At 67.2% G+C, this 19,992-nt stretch carries 16 protein-coding genes and 3 tRNA genes; 4 read left to right on the plus strand and 15 right to left on the minus strand.

The genetic code is table 11. The features are described 5' to 3' along the window. Positions 1-90: 90 nt before the first annotated feature. From ABT115_RS09775 to ABT115_RS09815, 9 genes are all read right to left on the minus strand, one after another. Entirely contained in the window at positions 91-3,990 is a 3,900-nt protein-coding gene (locus ABT115_RS09775) for a DNA-directed RNA polymerase subunit beta' (RefSeq protein ID WP_351786117.1), read from the minus strand. A gap of 129 nt (positions 3,991-4,119) precedes the next feature. Further along, positions 4,120-7,599, minus strand: a complete 3,480-nt coding sequence (rpoB, locus tag ABT115_RS09780; RefSeq protein WP_351786119.1) for a DNA-directed RNA polymerase subunit beta — start codon at positions 7,597-7,599, stop codon at positions 4,120-4,122. Between the two features lie 598 nt (positions 7,600-8,197). After that, entirely contained in the window at positions 8,198-8,581 is a 384-nt protein-coding gene (rplL, locus tag ABT115_RS09785; RefSeq protein WP_351786122.1) for a 50S ribosomal protein L7/L12, read from the minus strand. 111 nt (positions 8,582-8,692) lie between these two features. After that, a complete protein-coding gene (gene rplJ, locus ABT115_RS09790; protein WP_351786125.1) occupies positions 8,693-9,223 on the minus strand; it encodes a 50S ribosomal protein L10 in 531 nt (176 codons plus the stop codon). Positions 9,224-9,566: 343 nt separating this feature from the next. Continuing rightward, positions 9,567-10,289: a 50S ribosomal protein L1 gene (rplA, locus tag ABT115_RS09795; RefSeq protein ID WP_019765122.1), complete on the minus strand. Its 723-nt coding sequence runs from the start codon at positions 10,287-10,289 to the stop codon at positions 9,567-9,569. Positions 10,290-10,370: 81 nt separating this feature from the next. Next, positions 10,371-10,805 carry a 50S ribosomal protein L11 gene (gene rplK / locus ABT115_RS09800; RefSeq protein WP_351786129.1) on the minus strand — a complete coding sequence of 145 codons (435 nt, stop codon included), beginning with the start codon at positions 10,803-10,805 and terminating at the stop codon, positions 10,371-10,373. A gap of 232 nt (positions 10,806-11,037) precedes the next feature. Next, positions 11,038-11,886, minus strand: a complete 849-nt coding sequence (gene nusG, locus ABT115_RS09805; protein WP_351786132.1) for a transcription termination/antitermination protein NusG — start codon at positions 11,884-11,886, stop codon at positions 11,038-11,040. A 73-nt stretch (positions 11,887-11,959) separates the two neighbouring features. Then, positions 11,960-12,247: a preprotein translocase subunit SecE gene (gene secE / locus ABT115_RS09810; protein ID WP_266747946.1), complete on the minus strand. Its 288-nt coding sequence runs from the start codon at positions 12,245-12,247 to the stop codon at positions 11,960-11,962. A 106-nt stretch (positions 12,248-12,353) separates the two neighbouring features. Beyond that, positions 12,354-12,426: transfer RNA gene (locus ABT115_RS09815), tRNA-Trp, on the minus strand. A 223-nt stretch (positions 12,427-12,649) separates the two neighbouring features. Between ABT115_RS09815 and ABT115_RS09820 the strand changes: the two genes are divergently transcribed. Then, positions 12,650-13,876, plus strand: a complete 1,227-nt coding sequence (locus ABT115_RS09820) for a pyridoxal phosphate-dependent aminotransferase (RefSeq protein ID WP_351786135.1) — start codon at positions 12,650-12,652, stop codon at positions 13,874-13,876. A 121-nt stretch (positions 13,877-13,997) separates the two neighbouring features. Continuing rightward, a complete protein-coding gene (locus ABT115_RS09825) occupies positions 13,998-15,020 on the plus strand; it encodes an adenosine deaminase (RefSeq protein ID WP_351786138.1) in 1,023 nt (340 codons plus the stop codon). A 46-nt stretch (positions 15,021-15,066) separates the two neighbouring features. Here the strand turns inward: ABT115_RS09825 and ABT115_RS09830 are convergent, their stop codons facing one another. The 6 genes from ABT115_RS09830 to ABT115_RS09855 all read right to left on the minus strand — a co-directional run bounded on the left by ABT115_RS09830 (position 15,067) and on the right by ABT115_RS09855 (position 17,604). After that, positions 15,067-16,122, minus strand: coding sequence for a UDP-N-acetylmuramate dehydrogenase (locus ABT115_RS09830; protein ID WP_351786141.1), 1,056 nt, complete (start codon positions 16,120-16,122; stop codon positions 15,067-15,069). 55 nt (positions 16,123-16,177) lie between these two features. Beyond that, complete coding sequence (locus tag ABT115_RS09835) at positions 16,178-16,606, minus strand: MaoC family dehydratase (protein WP_351786144.1); 429 nt, start codon at positions 16,604-16,606, stop codon at positions 16,178-16,180. Next, positions 16,606-17,058 carry an FAS1-like dehydratase domain-containing protein gene (locus ABT115_RS09840; protein WP_351786147.1) on the minus strand — a complete coding sequence of 151 codons (453 nt, stop codon included), beginning with the start codon at positions 17,056-17,058 and terminating at the stop codon, positions 16,606-16,608. The genes ABT115_RS09835 and ABT115_RS09840 overlap by 1 nt, the downstream gene beginning before the upstream one ends. 102 nt (positions 17,059-17,160) lie before the next feature. Further along, on the minus strand, positions 17,161-17,325 hold the full coding sequence (gene rpmG, locus ABT115_RS09845; RefSeq protein ID WP_003956487.1) for a 50S ribosomal protein L33: 165 nt from the start codon (positions 17,323-17,325) through the stop codon (positions 17,161-17,163). An 89-nt stretch (positions 17,326-17,414) separates the two neighbouring features. Continuing rightward, positions 17,415-17,487: transfer RNA gene (locus ABT115_RS09850), tRNA-Met, on the minus strand. Positions 17,488-17,531: 44 nt separating this feature from the next. Next, positions 17,532-17,604, minus strand: a tRNA-Thr gene (locus tag ABT115_RS09855). Between the two features lie 289 nt (positions 17,605-17,893). Between ABT115_RS09855 and ABT115_RS09860 the strand changes: the two genes are divergently transcribed. Together ABT115_RS09860 and ABT115_RS09865 are read left to right on the plus strand one after the other, a co-directional pair. Continuing rightward, entirely contained in the window at positions 17,894-19,198 is a 1,305-nt protein-coding gene (locus ABT115_RS09860) for an amidohydrolase family protein (protein WP_351786150.1), read from the plus strand. Between the two features lie 34 nt (positions 19,199-19,232). Continuing rightward, the gene (locus tag ABT115_RS09865; protein ID WP_351786153.1) at positions 19,233-19,889 is read left to right on the plus strand and encodes an SDR family oxidoreductase; all 657 of its coding nucleotides are present in this window, start codon (positions 19,233-19,235) and stop codon (positions 19,887-19,889) included. The last annotated feature ends 103 nt before the right edge of the window (positions 19,890-19,992 follow it).

The raw sequence follows: 19,992 nt of genomic DNA on the forward strand, positions 1-19,992 counted from the left end.
GATCGCGGGTGCGGCACATCCGGACACGCCGGAGGGCGGCCACCCCGTACGAAACGGAATGACCGCCCTCCGGTCGATCAAGCGACTTGCTTACTGGTTGTACGGACCGTAGTCGTAGTCCTCCAGCGGAACGGCCTGGCCGGAGCCGGTGCCGAACGGCGAGTAGTCGATGTCGTCGTAGCCGACGGCCGAGTACATCGCGGCCTTGGCCTCCTCGGTCGGCTCGACCCGGATGTTGCGGTAGCGGGACAGGCCCGTACCGGCCGGGATGAGCTTACCGATGATGACGTTCTCCTTGAGGCCGATCAGGGAGTCCGACTTGGCGTTGATCGCCGCGTCGGTCAGAACCCTGGTCGTCTCCTGGAAGGACGCCGCCGACAGCCACGACTCGGTGGCGAGCGAGGCCTTGGTGATACCCATCAGCTGCGGACGGCCGGAGGCGGGGTGACCGCCCTCGGTGACCACACGACGGTTCTCGGTCTCGAACTTCGAGCGTTCGACGAGCTCGCCCGGCAGCAGCTCCGCGTCACCGGACTCGATGATCGTCACACGGCGCAGCATCTGCCGGATGATGATCTCGATGTGCTTGTCGTGGATCGACACACCCTGCGAGTTGTAGACCTTCTGGACCTCGCCGACCAGGTGGACCTGGACCGCGCGCTGACCGAGGATCCGCAGCACGTCGTGCGGGTTGGTGGCACCCACGGTGAGCTTCTGGCCCACCTCGACGTGGTCGCCCTCGCCGACCAGCAGACGGGCGCGCTTCGAGATCGGGAACGCCGTCTCGTCGCTGCCGTCGTCCGGGGTGACGACGAGCTTCTTGGTCTTCTCGGTCTCCTCGATACGGACGCGGCCGGCCGCCTCCGAGATCGGGGCGACACCCTTGGGCGTACGGGCTTCGAAGAGCTCGACGACTCGGGGCAGACCCTGGGTGATGTCGTCACCGGCCACACCACCGGTGTGGAAAGTACGCATCGTCAGCTGGGTGCCGGGCTCACCGATGGACTGGGCGGCGATGATGCCGACCGCCTCACCGATGTCGACCAGCTTGCCGGTGGCGAGCGAGCGTCCGTAGCAGAAGGCACAGGTGCCGACCGCGGACTCACAGGTCAGAACCGAACGGGTCTTGACCTCCTCGACGCCGGCGCCCACCAGGGCGTCGATCAGGACGTCACCGAGGTCGACGTTGGCAGGCGCGATGACCTTGCCGTCGACGACGACGTCCTCGGCGAGCATGCGGGCGTAGACCGAGGTCTCGACGTCCTCCGTCTTGCGGAGCACGCCGTCCTCACCCTTGACGGCGATCTTCAGCTTGAGGCCGCGGTCGGTGCCGCAGTCCTCCTCGCGAATGATCACGTCCTGCGAGACGTCCACCAGACGACGGGTCAGGTAACCCGAGTCGGCGGTACGCAGGGCGGTGTCCGCCAGACCCTTACGGGCACCGTGCGTGGCGATGAAGTACTCCAGCACGGACAGGCCCTCGCGGAAGGAGGCCTTGATCGGACGCGGGATCGTCTCGTTCTTCGCGTTCGACACCAGACCACGCATACCGGCGATCTGCCGCATCTGCATCATGTTTCCTCGGGCACCCGAGTCAACCATCATGAAGATGGGGTTCGTCTTGGGGAAGTTCGCGTTCATCGCCTCGGCAACCTCGTTGGTCGCCTTGGTCCAGATCGCGATGAGTTCCTGTGTGCGCTCGTCCTTGGTGATCAGACCGCGCTCGTACTGCTTCTGGACCTTCTCGTCCTGCGCCTCGTAGCCGGCGACGATCGCCTTCTTCGCCTCCGGCACGATGACGTCGGAGATGGCCACGGTGACACCGGAACGGGTCGCCCAGTAGAAGCCCGCCGCCTTCAGGTTGTCGAGCGTCGCCGCCACGATGACCTTGGGGTAGCGCTCGGCGAGGTCGTTGACGATCTCGGAGAGCTGCTTCTTGCCGACCGAGTAGTCGACGAACGGGTAGTCCTCGGGCAGCAGCTCGTTGAAGAGCGCACGGCCCAGGGTCGTCCGCAGCCGGAACGTGTCGCCCTGCTGGTACTCCTGCTCGCCCTCCTCGGCGACCGGCGGCACCCAGCCGCGCGGCGGGATGGTGCCCACCGGGAAGCGGATGTCGACCTTCGCCTGGAGCGACAGCTCGCGGGCGTCGAAGGCCATGATCGCCTCGGCCGTGGAACCGAAGGAACGGCCCTGGCCGACGACCTTGCGCTCCTCCTCGTCCGTGGTGAGGAAGAACAGGCCCAGCACCATGTCCTGGGTCGGCATGGTGACGGGACGACCGTCGGCCGGCTTCAGGATGTTGTTCGAGGACAGCATCAGGATGCGGGCCTCGGCCTGTGCCTCCGCGGAGAGCGGCAGGTGCACGGCCATCTGGTCACCGTCGAAGTCCGCGTTGAACGCGGTGCAGACGAGCGGGTGGATCTGAATGGCCTTGCCCTCGACCAGCTGCGGCTCGAAGGCCTGAATGCCGAGGCGGTGCAGGGTCGGTGCACGGTTCAGCAGCACCGGGTGCTCGGCGATGACCTCTTCGAGGACGTCGTACACCACGGTGCGGCCGCGCTCGACCATGCGCTTGGCCGACTTGATGTTCTGCGCGTGGTTCAGATCGACCAGGCGCTTCATCACGAACGGCTTGAAGAGCTCCAGCGCCATGGCCTTCGGCAGACCGCACTGGTGCAGCTTGAGCTGCGGGCCGACGACGATCACGGAACGCGCGGAGTAGTCCACACGCTTACCGAGAAGGTTCTGACGGAATCGGCCCTGCTTGCCCTTCAGCATGTCGCTGAGGGACTTGAGCGGGCGGTTGCCGGGACCGGTGACCGGGCGACCGCGGCGGCCGTTGTCGAACAGCGCGTCGACGGCCTCCTGCAGCATCCGCTTCTCGTTGTTCACGATGATCTCGGGGGCGCCGAGGTCGAGGAGACGCTTGAGGCGGTTGTTGCGGTTGATCACACGGCGGTACAGGTCGTTCAGGTCGGAGGTCGCGAAGCGGCCACCGTCCAGCTGCACCATCGGACGCAGGTCCGGCGGGATGACCGGCACGCAGTCGAGCACCATGCCCTTGGGCTTGTTGCTGGTCTGCAGGAACGCGGAGACGACCTTGAGGCGCTTGAGCGCACGGGTCTTCTTCTGGCCCTTGCCGGTACGGATGATCTCGCGAAGGCGCTCGGCCTCCTCGTCGAGGTCGAACGACTCCAGGCGCTTCTGCAGGGCAGCGGCACCCATGCAGCCGTCGAAGTACGTGCCGAAGCGGTCACGCAGCTCGCGGTAGAGGAGCTCGTCGCCCTCCAGGTCCTGGACCTTGAGGTTCTTGAAGCGGCTCCACACCTCGTCGAGACGGTCGATCTCGCGCTGCGCACGGTCGCGCAGCTGCTTCATCTCGCGCTCGGCACCTTCGCGCACCTTGCGGCGCACGTCGGCCTTGGCGCCCTCGGCCTCCAGCTCGGCCAGGTCGGTCTCGAGCTTCTTGGCGCGGGCCTCCAGGTCGGCGTCGCGGCGGTTCTCGATCTGCTGACGCTCGACGGAGACGTGCGCCTCCAGGGACGGCAGGTCGCGCGTACGGCGCTCCTCGTCCACGAACGTGATCATGTACGCGGCGAAGTAGATGACCTTTTCCAGGTCCTTCGGCGCGAGGTCCAGCAGGTAGCCGAGGCGCGACGGAACGCCCTTGAAGTACCAGATGTGGGTGACGGGAGCGGCAAGCTCGATGTGGCCCATGCGCTCACGGCGCACCTTGGCGCGCGTGACCTCGACGCCACAGCGCTCACAGATGATGCCCTTGAAGCGGACACGCTTGTACTTGCCGCAGTAGCACTCCCAGTCCCGGGTAGGACCGAAGATCTTCTCGCAGAAGAGTCCGTCCTTTTCGGGCTTGAGCGTGCGGTAGTTGATGGTCTCCGGCTTCTTCACTTCGCCGTGGGACCAGGTCCGGATGTCGTCCGCGGTGGCAAGGCCGATCCGCAGCTCGTCGAAGAAGTTGACGTCGAGCACTTGTCGTCAATCCCTCTTTCGGGGGTTCGAGCCCCCTCGCGTCACGCGAGAAATCGGGGCACTTCAGCAATGGTCTGAACGGGTCCGGGGAGAGCCGGCCGGATCACTGGGATCCGGCCGGCCAACCCGTCAGACCTCTTCGACGCTGCTCGGCTCGCGCCGGGACAGGTCGATACCGAGCTCCTCCGCCGCGCGGAAGACGTCCTCGTCCGTGTCGCGCATCTCGATGGACATGCCGTCCGAGGACAGCACCTCCACATTGAGGCAGAGCGACTGCATTTCCTTGATGAGCACCTTGAAGGACTCGGGAATGCCGGGCTCGGGGATGTTCTCGCCCTTGACGATCGCCTCGTAGACCTTCACGCGGCCGGTCACGTCGTCGGACTTGATCGTCAGCAGTTCCTGGAGGGCGTATGCGGCGCCGTAAGCCTCAAGGGCCCACACCTCCATCTCACCGAAGCGCTGTCCACCGAACTGGGCCTTACCACCCAGCGGCTGCTGGGTGATCATGGAGTACGGGCCCGTCGAACGAGCGTGCAGCTTGTCGTCGACGAGGTGGTGCAGCTTGAGGATGTACATGTACCCGACCGAGACCGGGTCCGGGAACGGCTCACCGGAGCGGCCGTCGAACAGCTGGGCCTTGCCGGAGGGCTGCACCAGGCGGTCGCCGTCGCGGTTCGGGATCGTGGCCTCGAAGAGACCGGAGATCTCGTCCTCGCGCGCACCGTCGAAGACGGGGGTGGCGACGTTGGTGCCGGGGGCGACCTGGTCGGCGCCGATGGACTGCAGGCGCTTGGCCCACTCGTCACCGAGGCCGGAGACGTCCCAGCCGCGGCTGGCGAGCCAGCCGAGGTGGATCTCCAGGACCTGTCCCGGGTTCATTCGGGACGGGACACCCAGCGGGTTGAGGATGATGTCGACCGGGGTGCCGTCCTCCAGGAACGGCATGTCCTCGATCGGGAGGATCTTCGAGATGACGCCCTTGTTGCCGTGACGGCCGGCGAGCTTGTCACCGTCGGTGATCTTGCGCTTCTGCGCGACGTAGACGCGGACCAGCTGGTTCACGCCCGGCGGCAGCTCGTCGCCCTCTTCGCGGTCGAAGACGCGGACGCCGATGACCTTGCCGATCTCACCGTGCGGCACCTTCAGCGAGGTGTCACGCACCTCGCGCGCCTTCTCACCGAAGATCGCGCGGAGCAGGCGCTCCTCGGGGGTCAGCTCGGTCTCACCCTTGGGTGTGACCTTGCCGACGAGGATGTCGCCGGCGACGACCTCGGCACCGATACGGATGATGCCGCGCTCGTCGAGGTCGGCGAGGACCTCCTCGGAGACGTTCGGGATGTCCCGGGTGATCTCCTCCGGGCCGAGCTTGGTGTCACGGGCGTCGACCTCGTGCTCCTCGATGTGGATCGAGGAGAGGACGTCGTCCTGCACGAGGCGCTGCGACAGGATGATCGCGTCCTCGTAGTTGTGACCCTCCCACGGCATGAACGCCACGAGCAGGTTCTTGCCGAGGGCCATCTCACCGTTCTCGGTGGCCGGACCGTCGGCGAGGACCTGGTCGGCGAAGACCCGGTCGCCCTCGGAGACGACGACCTTCTGGTTGACCGAGGTGCCCTGGTTGGAGCGCATGAACTTGGCGATGCGGTACGTGGTGTACGTACCGTCGTCGTTGGTCACGGTGATGTAGTCCGCGGAGACCTCCTGGACCACACCGTCCTTCTCGGCCTTGAGCACGTCACCGGCGTCGGTGGCGCAGCGGTACTCCATGCCGGTGCCGACGAGCGGGGCCTCCGACTTGATCAGCGGCACCGCCTGACGCATCATGTTCGCGCCCATGAGGGCACGGTTGGCGTCGTCGTGCTCCAGGAAGGGGATCATCGCGGTGGCGACGGACACCATCTGGCGCGGCGAGACGTCCATGTAGTCGACTTCGGCGCCGGGCACGTAGTCGACCTCTCCGCCACGACGGCGGACCAGGACGCGGGGCTCGGTGAAGCGCAGCTCGTCGGAGAGTGTCGCGTTCGCCTGGGCGATGACGTACCGGTCCTCCTCGTCGGCCGTGATGTAGTCGACCTCGTCGGTGACCTGGCCGTCGACGACCTTGCGGTACGGCGTCTCGATGAAGCCGAACGCGTTGATGCGGCCGTACGAAGCCAGCGAACCGATCAGACCGATGTTCGGGCCTTCGGGCGTCTCGATCGGGCACATACGACCGTAGTGAGACGGGTGCACGTCTCGAACCTCGAAGCCGGCCCGCTCACGGGAGAGACCACCCGGGCCGAGGGCGTTAAGACGGCGCTTGTGCGTCAGGCCCGACAGCGGGTTGTTCTGGTCCATGAACTGGGACAGCTGGCTGGTGCCGAAGAACTCCTTGATGGAGGCGACGACCGGCCGGATGTTGATCAGGGTCTGCGGCGTGATCGCCTCGACGTCCTGGGTGGTCATGCGCTCGCGCACGACGCGCTCCATACGGGCGAGACCCGTACGGACCTGGTTCTGGATCAGCTCGCCGACGTTACGGATACGACGGTTGCCGAAGTGGTCGATGTCGTCGGTCTCGACCATGATCGAGCGGCCGGACTCGGCGACCGTCTCGGTCTCACCGGCGTGCAGCCTCACCAGGTACTTGATGGTGGCGATGATGTCGTCGGTGGTGAGCACGCCGGCGTCCAGCGGCTCGTCCGCGCCGAGCTTCTTGTTCACCTTGTAGCGGCCGACCTTCGCCAGGTCGTAGCGCTTCGGGTTGAAGTAGAGGTTCTCCAGCAGCGTCTGCGCGGCCTCGCGGGTGGGGGGCTCGCCCGGACGCAGCTTGCGGTAGATGTCGAGCAGCGCGTCGTCCTGGCCCTGGGTGTGGTCCTTCTCCAGGGTGGCGCGCATCGACTCGTACTCGCCGAACTCCTCCAGGATCTGCTCGGTCGTCCAACCGAGAGCCTTGAGCAGGACGGTGACGGACTGCTTGCGCTTGCGGTCGATGCGCACACCGACCATGTCACGCTTGTCGATCTCCATCTCCAGCCAGGCACCCCGGGACGGGATCACCTTGGCGGAGAAGATGTCCTTGTCGGACGTCTTGTCGATGGAGGAGTCGAAGTAGACACCCGGCGAACGGACCAGCTGCGACACCACGACACGCTCGGTGCCGTTGATGACGAAGGTGCCCTTGTTGGTCATGAGCGGGAAGTCGCCCATGAAGACCGTCTGGGACTTGATCTCGCCGGTCTCGTTGTTGGTGAACTCGGCGGTGACGAAGAGCGGGGCGGCGTACGTGAAGTCGCGCTCCTTGCACTCGTCGATCGAGTTCTTCGGAGGCTCGAAGCGGTGGTCGCGGAACGTCAAGGACATCGACCCGGAGAAGTCCTCGATCGGGGAGATCTCCTCGAAGATCTCCTCCAGACCGGACTTGGTGGGGACGTTCTGTCCGCTTTCGAGAGCCGTCTCGACACGAGCCTTCCACGCGTCATTGCCGAGCAGCCAGTCGAAGCTCTCGGTTTGCAGCGCAAGAAGGTTCGGAACCTCGAGGGGCTCCCTGATCTTTGCAAAGGAGATGCGCAGCGGGGCGGTGCTGGCACCGTTGTTCGTATTCGAGGCGTTGCGCGAGGCGGCCAAGAGGGGGTCCTTCCGAGGGCTCGGACTCACTACGCGCGTACCGGTCCCAAGTTGTACACGGAGACAGAAATCCCAGGTCAGAGACGTTCGGTCATCGGTGCTCAAGCGTGGGCATGCCCCTGGTGACGGGCAGGAGGCAGCTAACAGGCAGCGCAAAGGGTCAGTGTAGCCAAACGGCACACTGATGTCCAGTGGGGGTTCTCAGAGACCCTCGTTGCTCTCAACAGCTGTTCTCAACACCTATGACTAGCCCTTGCGCGTGGTGCGCTCTTGTTTACTGCCCTCTTCGCCCACGATCCATGCCTCGGATTCGGATCGATGTGACGACGCGTCCTGAGAATTGCGCCCCGCGTGCGGTTCGTCAAGGCCCCCTTGCCAGGACGGAGCCCCGAGGTCCTCACCCGACCGCCTCCCGGCGTCGGCCGACCGCCCCCGAGAGGCAACAGCGAAGATCACCATACTCGTCGCCGCCAGAAGAGCAAGGCAGCCGCCGCGGGTACGCCGAAGGGCGACCACCCGGATGGGTGATCGCCCTTCGCGTTTTGACGTCCGTGCCGTGCGGCACAGGCAGTCAGAAGGAGTCAGCAGACTCCCTGAGTCACTTGACCTCGACGGAAGCGCCGGCGGCCTTGAGGGACTCGGCAGCCTTGTCGGCGGCCTCCTTCGCGACCTTCTCGAGGACCGGCTTCGGGGTGCCGTCGACGAGGTCCTTGGCCTCCTTCAGACCCAGCGAGGTCAGCTCACGCACAACCTTGATGACCTGGATCTTCTTCTCGCCGGCGCCGGTGAGGATGACGTCGAACTCGTCCTTCTCCTCGACGGCCTCGACAACGGCACCCGGGCCGGCCGGGCCGGCGACGGCGACGGCCGCGGCGGCGGTGACGTCGAACTTCTCCTCGAAGGCCTTCACGAACTCGGAGAGCTCGATGAGGGTCATCTCTTCGAACTGCGCGAGCAGGTCGTCCTGGGACAGCTTCGCCATGATGGCGTCCTTCCACTAATTCGGCTGGTGCCGGATGTACATGTAGGCGGGCGTACGTTCGGCCCGCTGCGACCGTCGCCCTGGCGGGCGGCGATCAATGCGCGAGCCGAATTACTCGGCACCGCCCTGCTCGGCGAGCTTGACGCGAAGCGCTTCCGCGGTGCGGACGAACTTCGACGGCAGCGCCTGGAAGAGCTGAGCAGCCTGAGACTGCTTGCCCTTGAAGGCACCGGCCAGCTTGCTGAGCAGAACCTCGCGGGACTCGAGGTCCGCAAGCTTCTTGATCTCATCGGCGGACAGCGCCTTGCCATCAAGGACACCGCCCTTGATGATCAGGTTCGGGTTCTCCTTGGCGAAGTCACGAAGACCCTTCGCCGACTCCACCGGGTCACCGGTGATGAAGGCAACCGCCGTCGGACCAGTGAACTGGTCGTCCAGCGAAGTGATCCCGGCCTCGTTGGCCGCAATCTTGGTCAGCGTGTTCTTCACCACGGCGTACTGGGCGTTCTCACCGAGCGAACGACGCAGCGTCTTGAGCTGCGCCACGGTGAGACCCCGGTACTCGGTCAGCACGGCGGCGTTCGAGCTGCGGAACTGGTCCGCGAGCTCGGCTACCGCGGCAGCCTTGTCGGGCCTTGCCATGAGCGTCGGCCTCCTTCCGGGTGATGAGGACCGCTCAGAAGGGGCCGGGAAAGACGAAACGCCCCGGCACAGGTGCCAGGGCGTAGCTCGACCGGAAAAAATCCGGGAGCTTTCCACAGTCACCTGCGCAGGTCGCCCGTACTCAACGGATCCTTCGGTCGCTGTTCCCTCTTGCGAGAGCCCAGCAACGACCAGCGGTCTTTGGCTTCTGCAGGAGAGTACGCGACCGGGGTCGCGTGCAGCAAATCCGCCCCCTCATGTACGAGGACGGGCCCCGCACCTCGAAAGGTTGCGGGGCCCGTCCATGTCACATGTGACGCGGCTTGCTGCCGAGCGCTCAGGCTCAGACGGCGGCCGGGTCCTCCTCGACGAGGAGGTTACGGGTGCGGTTGGCGTCCAGCGGGATGCCGGGGCCCATCGTGGTGGCCAGTGCGGCCTTCTTGATGTAGCGGCCCTTGGCGGCGGACGGCTTCAGACGGAGGACTTCCTCCAGCGCCGCGGCGTAGTTCTCGACCAGCTTCGTCTCGTCGAAGGAGACCTTGCCGATGATGAAGTGCAGGTTCGAGTGCTTGTCGACGCGGAACTCGATCTTGCCGCCCTTGATGTCGTTGACAGCCTTGGCGACATCGGGGGTGACGGTGCCGGTCTTCGGGTTCGGCATCAGACCACGCGGACCGAGCACCCGGCCGAGGCGGCCGACCTTGCCCATGAGGTCCGGGGTGGCGACGACGGCGTCGAAGTCCAGACGGCCCTTCGCCACCTCGTCGATGAGCTCGTCGGCGCCGACGATGTCGGCGCCCGCGGCTTCCGCGGCCGCAGCACGGTCACCGGTCGCGAAGACCAGGACCCGGGCGGTCTTGCCGGTGCCGTGCGGGAGGTTCACGGTGCCACGGACCATCTGGTCTGCCTTGCGCGGGTCGACACCCAGGCGGAAGGCGACCTCGACGGTACCGTCGAACTTGGTGGTCGCGGTCTCCTTGGCGAGACGGACGGCCTCGAGCGGGGCGTAGACGCGCTCCCGGTCGATCTTGGCGTCCGCAGCGCGGAGGTTCTTGCTGCGCTTCACTTCTACTCCTGTGGTTTCAGGGTGTGGAGTCGTGGTGCGGGCCAGCGCTTGGCCCTACCACTGAGGACGTGAGGGGCTGAATCAGCCTTCGACCGTGACGCCCATGGAACGGGCGGTGCCAGCGATGATCTTCGATGCGGCGTCGAGGTCGTTGGCGTTCAGGTCGGGGAGCTTCGTCGTGGCGATCTCACGGACCTGGGCAGCCGTCAGCTTGGCGACCTTGGTCTTGTGCGGCTCGCCGGAGCCCTTCTCCACGCCCGCGGCCTTGAGGATCAGCTTCGCGGCCGGCGGAGTCTTGGTGACGAAGGTGAAGGAACGGTCTTCGTAGACCGTGATCTCCACCGGCACGACCATGCCACGCTGCGACTCGGTCGCGGCGTTGTAGGCCTTGCAGAATTCCATGATGTTGACGCCGTGCTGGCCGAGCGCGGGGCCGACCGGCGGGGCCGGGTTGGCCGCGCCGGCGTTGATCTGGAGCTTGATAAGCCCCGTGACCTTCTTCTTCTTGGGAGGCATTGCTCTCTCCGGGTCCTAGTGAGAGTTTTTCGCCGCCGTCCGGTCATCCGGATGGAGGCATACCGCGCAACGATAACGGGTATAGCTGCGCGACCAAAAACCCAGCAGGTCAGCCAGGCTGCGAAGCCGGTCTGACCTGCTGGGTAGGCGTGTGTCCAGAATGTGGCGGAAAGCCGCTGGTTTCGCGACCGGCAAGGTTTGCGCGAACGAGCAGACCTTGCCGGTTGCGGCACTAGTTCTTCTGGATCTGGTCGAAGCTGAGCTCGACCGGGGTCTCGCGGCCGAAGATCTCGACGAGACCCTTGACCTTCTTCGAGTCGGCGTTGATCTCGTTGATCGTCGCCTGCAGCGTCGCGAACGGGCCGTCGGTGACGGTTACCGAGTCACCCACCTCGAAGTCGAGCACCTGCACCTCGACCTTGCGGGCCGGAGCCGGCTTGCCCTCGGCCTCGGCGGCCTCGCGGGCTGCCTTCTCCTCGGCCTCCGGGGCCAGCATCTTGACGATCTCGTCCAGGGTCAGCGGGTACGGGTCGTAGGCGTTGCCCACGAAGCCGGTGACACCGGGGGTGTTACGGACGACGCCCCAGGACTCGTTCGTCAGGTCCATGCGCACCAGGACATAGCCCGGGAGCTTGTTCTGGCGGACATTCTTACGCTCGCCGTTCTTGATCTGGACGATCTCTTCCTCGGGCACTTCGGCCTGGTAGATGAAGTCCTCGACGTTGAGCGAGACGGCACGCTGCTCCAGGTTGGCCTTCACGCGCTTCTCGTAGCCGGCGTACGTGTGGATGACGTACCACTCGCCGGGAAGGCCGCGCAGTTCCTCGCGCAGGGCTGTGACGGCGTCGACGGGGGCGGCCGGCTCGCCCTCTTCCCCGGCTTGCTCGTCGGCCTCCGCGGCCTCGTCGTCGTCGGTGTGCAGGGCCGCCTGCTCGGCGGGCTCACCTGCGGCGGCGTCGGCAGCTTCAGCCTGGTCCGGCTCCTCGGCGTCCGCCGCCTCGACGGCGCCGAGCTCGTCCTCGGCGGACTCGAAGGCGCCCGCCGTCGGCTCAACGGCATCGTTCAGGTTCGGGTCAGACACGGTGGCTGCTTCTTCCTGGATACATATGGGTGGAACATGCGAAAGGGGCGCCCATGAGGCGCCCTCCGCGGGATCAGCCGAAGACGTACTTGACGACCCGCTGGAATCCGAAGTCAATCACGGTCACCAGACCGATCATGACGACGACGAAGACGATCACCACTGTGGTGTACGTCGTCAGCTGATTTCGAGTCGGCCAGACAACCTTGCGCAACTCGGCGACGATCTGGCGGTAGAACAGCGCGAGGCGGCCCAGAGGGCCCTTCTTTCCGCGCTTGCCGCCCTTCCGAGTCTTCTTCTTCGACTCGGGCACTTCATCCTCAGCATCAGGCATGTCGATGGAGCCCACGGCGTCCGTCACGCTACTCACCTGATTCCGGGTCATGGCCGTGCCGCGCCCGGTGGAGCCGCACGGCGGTGCATTGAAGTACGTACATGCGCACACATCCTGGCGAAGGAGTGTGTAGCAGGGCCGGAGGGACTTGAACCCCCAACCGCTGGTTTTGGAGACCAGTGCTCTACCAATTGAGCTACGACCCTTTGTGGTTTCCACCAACCTACCGCACTTCCCCGATGTTCCGGGTGCAGGAACGGTGCGGCTGGTGAAGGCCAACGACAGGTGAGTGTACGTGTTCAACGGCCCGGCGTCGAACAGATAGCTCCCGACAACTCCTGGTCGCATGTTGTCCGCATGCTGTCCGAGTCCTGTCCGGTCCCTGAAACCCCTGCGCCGACAGGGATCGCGGTCTGGGACCATGGGGCCATGAGCGCTGCAACTTCTCCCTCCGAGCGCCGGGTCTCCGCCCGGATCGGTGCGATCTCCGAGTCCGCCACCCTCGCCGTCGACGCCAAGGCCAAGGCCCTCAAGGCCGCCGGCCGTCCGGTGATCGGCTTCGGTGCCGGTGAGCCCGACTTCCCGACCCCCGGCTACATCGTCGAGGCCGCGGTCGAGGCCTGCCGCAACCCGAAGTACCACCGCTACACCCCGGCGGGAGGGCTCCCGGAGCTCAAGGCCGCCATTGCGGAGAAGACGCTGCGCGACTCCGGCTACGAGGTCGACCCCGCCCAGATCCTGGTGACCAACGGTGGCAAGCAGGCCATCTACGAGGCGTTCGCCGCGATCCTCGACCCGGGCGACGAGGTCATCGTCCCGGCTCCGTACTGGACCACCTACCCCGAGTCGATCCGGCTGGCTGGCGGCGTCCCGGTGGAGGTCGTGGCCGACGAGACCACCGGCTACCGGGTCTCCGTCGAGCAGCTGGAGGCGGCACGCACGGAGCGCACGAAGGTGGTCCTGTTCGTCTCCCCGTCGAACCCGACCGGCGCCGTGTACGGCGAGGCCCAGGCCGAGGCGATCGGCCGCTGGGCCGTGGAGCACGGCCTGTGGGTGCTCACCGACGAGATCTACGAGCACCTGGTGTACGGCGACGCGAAATTCACCTCGCTGCCGGCGATCGTGCCCGAGCTGCGTGACAAGTGCATCGTGGTCAACGGTGTCGCCAAGACATACGCGATGACCGGCTGGCGGGTGGGCTGGATCGTCGGCCCGAAGGACGTCGTCAAGGCCGCGACCAACCTGCAGTCGCACGCCACGTCCAACGTCTCCAACGTCGCCCAGGTCGCAGCGCTGGCCGCCGTTTCCGGGAACCTGGACGCGGTCGCCGAGATGCGCACCGCCTTCGACCGGCGCCGGCAGACCATCGTCCGGATGCTCAACGAGATCGACGGTGTGCTGTGCCCGGAGCCCGAGGGCGCGTTCTACGCGTACCCCTCGGTGAAGGAGCTGCTCGGCAAGGAGATCCGCGGCAAGCGCCCGGCCACCACGGTCGAGCTGGCGGCACTCATCCTGGACGAGGCCGAAGTCGCGGTCGTACCGGGCGAGGCCTTCGGCACGCCGGGCTACCTGCGGCTCTCGTACGCCCTGGGCGACGACGACCTCGTCGAGGGCGTCTCACGACTCCAGAAGCTGCTGGCCGAGGCCAAGGCGTAGCGCGTCCCACACCTTCGGAAGCGACCCCCGGCTCCAGCCGGGGGTCGCTTCCGCGTTCGGGCGTCAACCCGATGGGGAAAGCGGCTACCACTCGACCCCACGTGTGCGGCAGGATCTTGGGATGGAGCGTGATGTACGGCTGTTGCCCAAGGCCCACCTGCACCTGCATTTCACCGGGTCGATGCGGCCCACGACTCTGCTCGAACTCGCCGACAAGTACGGCGTGCATCTGCCGGAGGCCCTGACCGGCGGCGAGCCGCCCAGGCTGCGGGCCACGGACGAGCGCGGATGGTTCCGCTTCCAGCGGCTCTACGACATCGCCCGGTCCTGTCTGAGGGCCCCCGAGGACATCCAGCGGCTCGTGCGCGAGACGGCCCAGGAGGACGTCGCGGACGGCTCCGGCTGGCTGGAGATCCAGGTCGATCCCACGTCGTACGCCCCGCTGCTCGGCGGGCTGATCCCGGCGATCGAGATCATCCTGGACGCGGTGGACAGCGCGTCGCGCGAGACCGGTCTGCCGATCCGGGTAGTGATCGCGGCGAACCGGACGAAGCATCCGCTGGACGCCCGAACGCTGGCCCGGCTCGCGGTGCGGTACGTGGACCGGGGCGTCGTCGGATTCGGGCTCTCCAACGACGAGCGCCGCGGGATGGCCCGGGATTTCGACCGGGCCTTCGCCATCGCCCGCGACGGCGGTCTGCTGGCGGCCCCGCACGGCGGCGAGCTGGCCGGCCCTTCGAGCGTGCGGGATTGTCTGGACGATCTGGACGCGGCCCGGATCGGGCACGGCGTACGGGCCGCCGAGGACCCCCGGCTGCTGCGCAGGATGGCGGAGCGCGGGGTGACCTGCGAGGTGTGCCCGGCGTCGAACGTGGCGTTGGGCGTCTACGAGAAGCCCGCCGATGTACCCCTGCGCAAACTGTTCGACGCCGGGGTGCCGATGGCGCTGGGTGCGGACGATCCGCTGCTCTTCGGCTCCCGGCTGGCGGCCCAGTACGACCTCGTACGGAGCCACCACGCGTTCACGGACGAGGAGCTGGCGGAACTGGCCAGGCAGTCGGTACGGGGCTCCGCAGCGCCGGCGGCGGTACGGACGGAGCTCCTGGCCGGCATCGACGGGTGGCTCTCGAAGCCGACGAGCTAACGACCTCGGGGGAAATAGTGAGCGGCGTAACTGAGCGGCGCGCCTGCTACAGGCTCACGCCGACCGTCACGGGTTCGTTGACGAGCGTGACGCCGAATGCCTCGTGGACCCCGGCGACGACCTCACGGGCGAGCGCGAGGAGGTCCTCGGTGGTCGCGTCGCCGCGGTTGGTGAGCGCGAGAGTGTGCTTGGTGGAGATACGGGCCGGTCCCGTGCCGTATCCCTTGGTGAAACCGGCCTTGTCGATGAGCCAGGCCGCAGAGGTCTTGGTGCGTCCTTGGCCTGCGGGGAAGGCGGGGGGTGTCGCCTCGGGGCCGAGCCGGTCCTTGACGCGGGCGAGGAACGCCTCGTACTCCGCCTCCTCCAGGATCGGGTTGGTGAAGAAGGAGCCGGCCGACCAGGAGTCGTGGTCCTCGGGGTCCAGCACCATGCCCTTGCCGGCGCGGAGCCTGAGCACCGTTTCGCTGGCGGCCGCGGCGGGCACGCGCTCGCCCTGTTCGACACCCATGGCACGGGCCGTCTCGGGGTACTTCAGCGGGGCGGACAGACCGCCCGCCTCTTCCAGCTCGAAGCGGACACGCAGCACCACGAAGCGGTCGGGTTCTGCCTTGAAACGACTGTGCCGGTATGAGAACGCGCACTCAGCGTTTGGGATGGTGACCGTTTCGCGGGTGTACCGGTCATAGGCGACGACCTCCGTGATGGTGGAGGACACCTCCTGGCCGTAGGCGCCGACGTTCTGGATCGGTGTCGCGCCTGCGGAGCCCGGAATTCCGGCCAGGCACTCGATGCCCGCCAGACCGGCCTCGACGGTGCGGGCGACGGCGTCCGTCCAGATCTCCCCCGCGGCCAGTTCCAGCGTCGTACCGTCCAGGGCGAAGCCCTTGGTCGCGATGCGCAGGGCGGTGCCGTCGAAGCCCTTGTCGCCGATGACCAGGTTGCTACCGCCGCCGATGACGAGGAGCGGGGTGCCGCTCTCGTCGGCCTCGCTCACCGCTTCGATCACCTCGGTGTCGGTCGTCGCCGTGAGGAGGCGGGCGGCGGGACCGCCGAGCCGGAAGGTGGTCAGGGGGGCGAGGGGGGCGTCGTGGAGTTCTTGCACGGGGACAAGAGTACGGTCCGTGGCCCCACCGCTCGGGCGGGGCCACGGAACGGTCTCAGCCGAGCTGCACCACCGCGCGGGACATGCCCAGCACCTTCTTGCCCTCACTCATGACCGTCAGGTCCACCCGCACCCGCCTGTCGCCCAGCAGGGCGGCCACCTTGGCGCTGACCTCGATCAAGGCGCCCTCGTCGTCGTTGGGCACGACGACCGGTTTGGTGAACCGCACCCCGTACTCGACAACAGCGCCCGGATCGCCGGCCCAGTCCGTGACGACCCGGATCGCCTCGGCCATGGTGAACATGCCGTGCGCGATCACATCAGGCAGTCCGACCTCGCGGGCAAACTTCTCGTTCCAGTGGATCGGGTTGAAGTCGCCGGAAGCGCCCGCGTACTGCACCAGCGTCGCCCGGGTCACCGGGAAGGACTGAGCCGGCAGTTCCGTACCGACCTCGACCGACTCGTAAGCAACCTTCGCCGTCATCACGCCTCCTCGGCGGCGCGCGCCACCAGCTTCGTCCACGCGGTCACGACGTGCTCACCGGATTCGTCGTGGACCTCACCACGGATGTCCAGGATGTCGTTGCCCGCCAGGGACTTGATGCCCTCGATCGTCGAGGTGACTGTCAGCCGGTCCCCCGCACGCACGGGGCGCACATAGCTGAACTTCTGGTCACCGTGCACCACGCGGCTGTAGTCCAGGCCCAACTGCGGGTCCTGCACCACCTGCCCCGCGGCCTTGAAGGTGATCGAGAAGACGAACGTCGGCGGCGCGATCACATCGCTGTGGCCGAGCGCCTTGGCGGCCTCGGGGTCGACGTACACCGGATTCGTGTCACCCACCGCCTCGGCGAACTCGCGAATCTTCTCCCGGCCGACCTCATACGGCGGGGTGGGCGGATAGATCCGCCCCACGAAGGACTGGTCGAGCGCCATGAGCTCGCTACCTCCTATGAAAGATGAAAAGGCCGAAGGACAGCCCCCATACAACGACACGAGGCCGCCCCCAGCGGGGACGGCCTCGTGTACGAGCCTGATTCAGCGCGTTTCGCGGTGCGCGGTGTGCGAGTTGCAGCGCGGGCAGTGCTTCTTCATCTCAAGACGGTCCGGGTTGTTACGCCGGTTCTTCTTGGTGATGTAGTTCCGCTCCTTGCACTCCACGCAGGCCAGCGTGATCTTCGGGCGGACGTCGGTGGCAGCCACGTGAGTGCTCCTTGGACGGACGGATGAACGGATGAACGCAAGAAAGAGTAGCCGATCGAAGGACCGACCCCACAATCGGCTACCGTAAGTAGCGGTGACCGGACTTGAACCGGTGACACAGCGATTATGAGCCGCTTGCTCTACCGACTGAGCTACACCGCTTTGATAATCAGTCCCCCGCCGAAGCGGGGTTTCCCGATCACCAGAGCCCCAATGCGGAATCGAACCGCAGACCTTCTCCTTACCATGGAGACGCTCTACCGACTGAGCTATTGGGGCGAGCGATGAAGACACTACACGGTAGGTCGCCGATCACCCAAATCCTTTTCGAACCCCGACCTGCGACCTTGATCGAGGCCCCGCCGATCCCTTGACGGGCGGTCTTCCGGCCCGCTCACCAGCCGCTTGAACAGCGCCTCGGCCACCGCGGCCCCATCCGTACACGCGTGCCCCGGGCACCCCTCAGGGCCACACCGGTACGACTATTCCGCTCCTCCTCGAACCGGACCGAACACGCCCCTAGGCTCGACTCACCCTGCGTGATCTTGTACCCCTTCCCAGGAGCGCGATGCCCGACAGCCAGCCGTGGCAGCCGGACGACGACGCCGCCGAAGCGGCCGATGCAACCAGCAGCCCCGACACCGCCGCCACTGCCGAGACCGGCACCCTGGTGCTCTGCGGCGCCCGTCTCACCGACGGCCGCATCGTGGACGTACGGCTCGGTGGCAGCCGCATCGAGGCTGTCGGCACCGCGGGCAGCCTGACCGCACCAGGTCCACGGGTGGACCTGCGCGGCTATCTGCTGCTCCCCGCCCCCGCCGAACCCCACGCCCACAGCGACAGCGCGCTCACCGCCCACGGTGCAGGTCCCGACAGTCCGGGACCGGTGTCGAACCGCCCGGAGGACATCCAGCGCCGCGCCACCGAGGCCGCCCTGCTGCAGCTCGGCCACGGCGCCACCGCACTGCGCGCGCACGTACGGATCGGGGACGTCCAGGGCCTCACCTCCCTCGAAGCCGTACTGCAGGCAAGCCGCACACTGCGCGGACTCGCCGAACTGACCTCCGTCGCCGTACCCCGCCTGCTCACCGGCGTCGCGGGCGCAGACAACCTGGCCATGCTGCGCGACGCCGTGAAGCTGGGTGCCGGCGCGGTCGGCGGCTGCCCCGACCTCGATCCGGATCCGGCGGGGTACGCAGAAGCCGTCCTGGAGATCGCCGCCGAACAGGGCTGCCCCGTCGATCTGCACACGGACGGTGCCGATCCGGCCCGGCTCGGCCGATTGGCCGCCATGGCAGGCGGGCTGCGGCCCGGTGTCTCCATCGGTCCATGTGCCGGCCTCTCCCGGCTTCCCGCTCAGGCCGCAGGGCGTGCGGCCGACCAGCTCGCCGCGGCCGGGGTGACGGTGATCTGCCTCCCCCAGGGCGGCTGCTGCGGGGCGGAAGGCCGGGGCACCGCCCCCGTCCGGCTGCTGCGTGCGGCCGGAGTACGGGTCGCGGCGGGCAGCGGAGCGCTGCGGGACATCGCGAACCCGGTGGGACGCGGGGATCCGCTGGAGGCCGCCTACCTCCTGGCCTCACAGAGTGGGATGCGGGCCGACGAGGCATACGAGGCGGTCTCCTCGGTCGCGAGGAAGGCAATGGGGCTGCCCGAGGTCAGGGTCGAAGCCGGCTTCCCGGCCGAGTTGCTCGCCGTACGCGGTAAGCAACTCTCCGGCGTGCTGTCGCTCGCCTACAGCCGGGTCGTGGTGCATCGCGGCCGGGTCGTGACGCGGACGAGTGCGGTGCGCGAGTACTGCGACTCGGAGACCGTCGTCGCCCTCGGCCTGCCCCGCCAGAGCCGACCGGATTCCGGCCCCTGCGGCGGGCCCTGAGCGCGGCGGCCCACTGCGGCGTACGGTCGTGACCATGCGCATTGTCATCGCAGGTGGACATGGCCAGATCGCGCTGCGGCTGGAGCGGCTGCTCACCGCGAGCGGATATGAAGCCGTAGGTGTCATCCGTAATCCGGAACAGAGCGAGGACCTCCGGGCGGCAGGCGCCGAGCCGGTCGTCCTGGATCTCGAATCGGCCACCGTGGAGCAGGTCGCAGAGGTGCTGCGCGGCGCCGACGCGGCGGTCTTCGCGGCAGGTGCGGGCCCGAACAGCGGCTCGGAACGCAAGGAGACGGTGGACCGCGGCGCGGCGGTGCTGTTCGCGGACGCGGCGGAACGGGCGGGCGTACGACGTTACGTAGTGGTCTCGTCGATGGGCGCCGACCCCGACCACCCGGGCGACAAGGTCTTCGACGCCTACCTGCGGGCGAAGGGCGCCGCAGACGCGTACGTGCGCTCCAGGACCGCACTCGACTGGACGATCCTGCGCCCCGGAATGCTGACGAACGACGCGGGCACCGGGAGGGTCCTCCTGACCGCGTCGGTCGGCCGCGGACCGGTGCCACGCGACGATGTGGCGGCGGCGCTGCTGGAGCTGCTGGAGACCCCGGCGACGGCGGGGCTGACCCTGGAAATCATCTCGGGGAACATGCCGGTGGCGGTCGCCGTGAAGGACGTGGCGGGAAACTGAGCCGTTGTCCGGGCCGTTGATCCGGGCACCGTTGTTCCGAGCCGTTGATCCGGCCTTCTGACGACTGCACGCCCGGTCTCGGCCGACGGCCCGCCGCCCTCGG

Origin of the sequence: Streptomyces sp. NPDC001832 (genome assembly GCF_040297265.1) — a bacterium.
Lineage (GTDB): Bacteria > Actinomycetota > Actinomycetes > Streptomycetales > Streptomycetaceae > Streptomyces.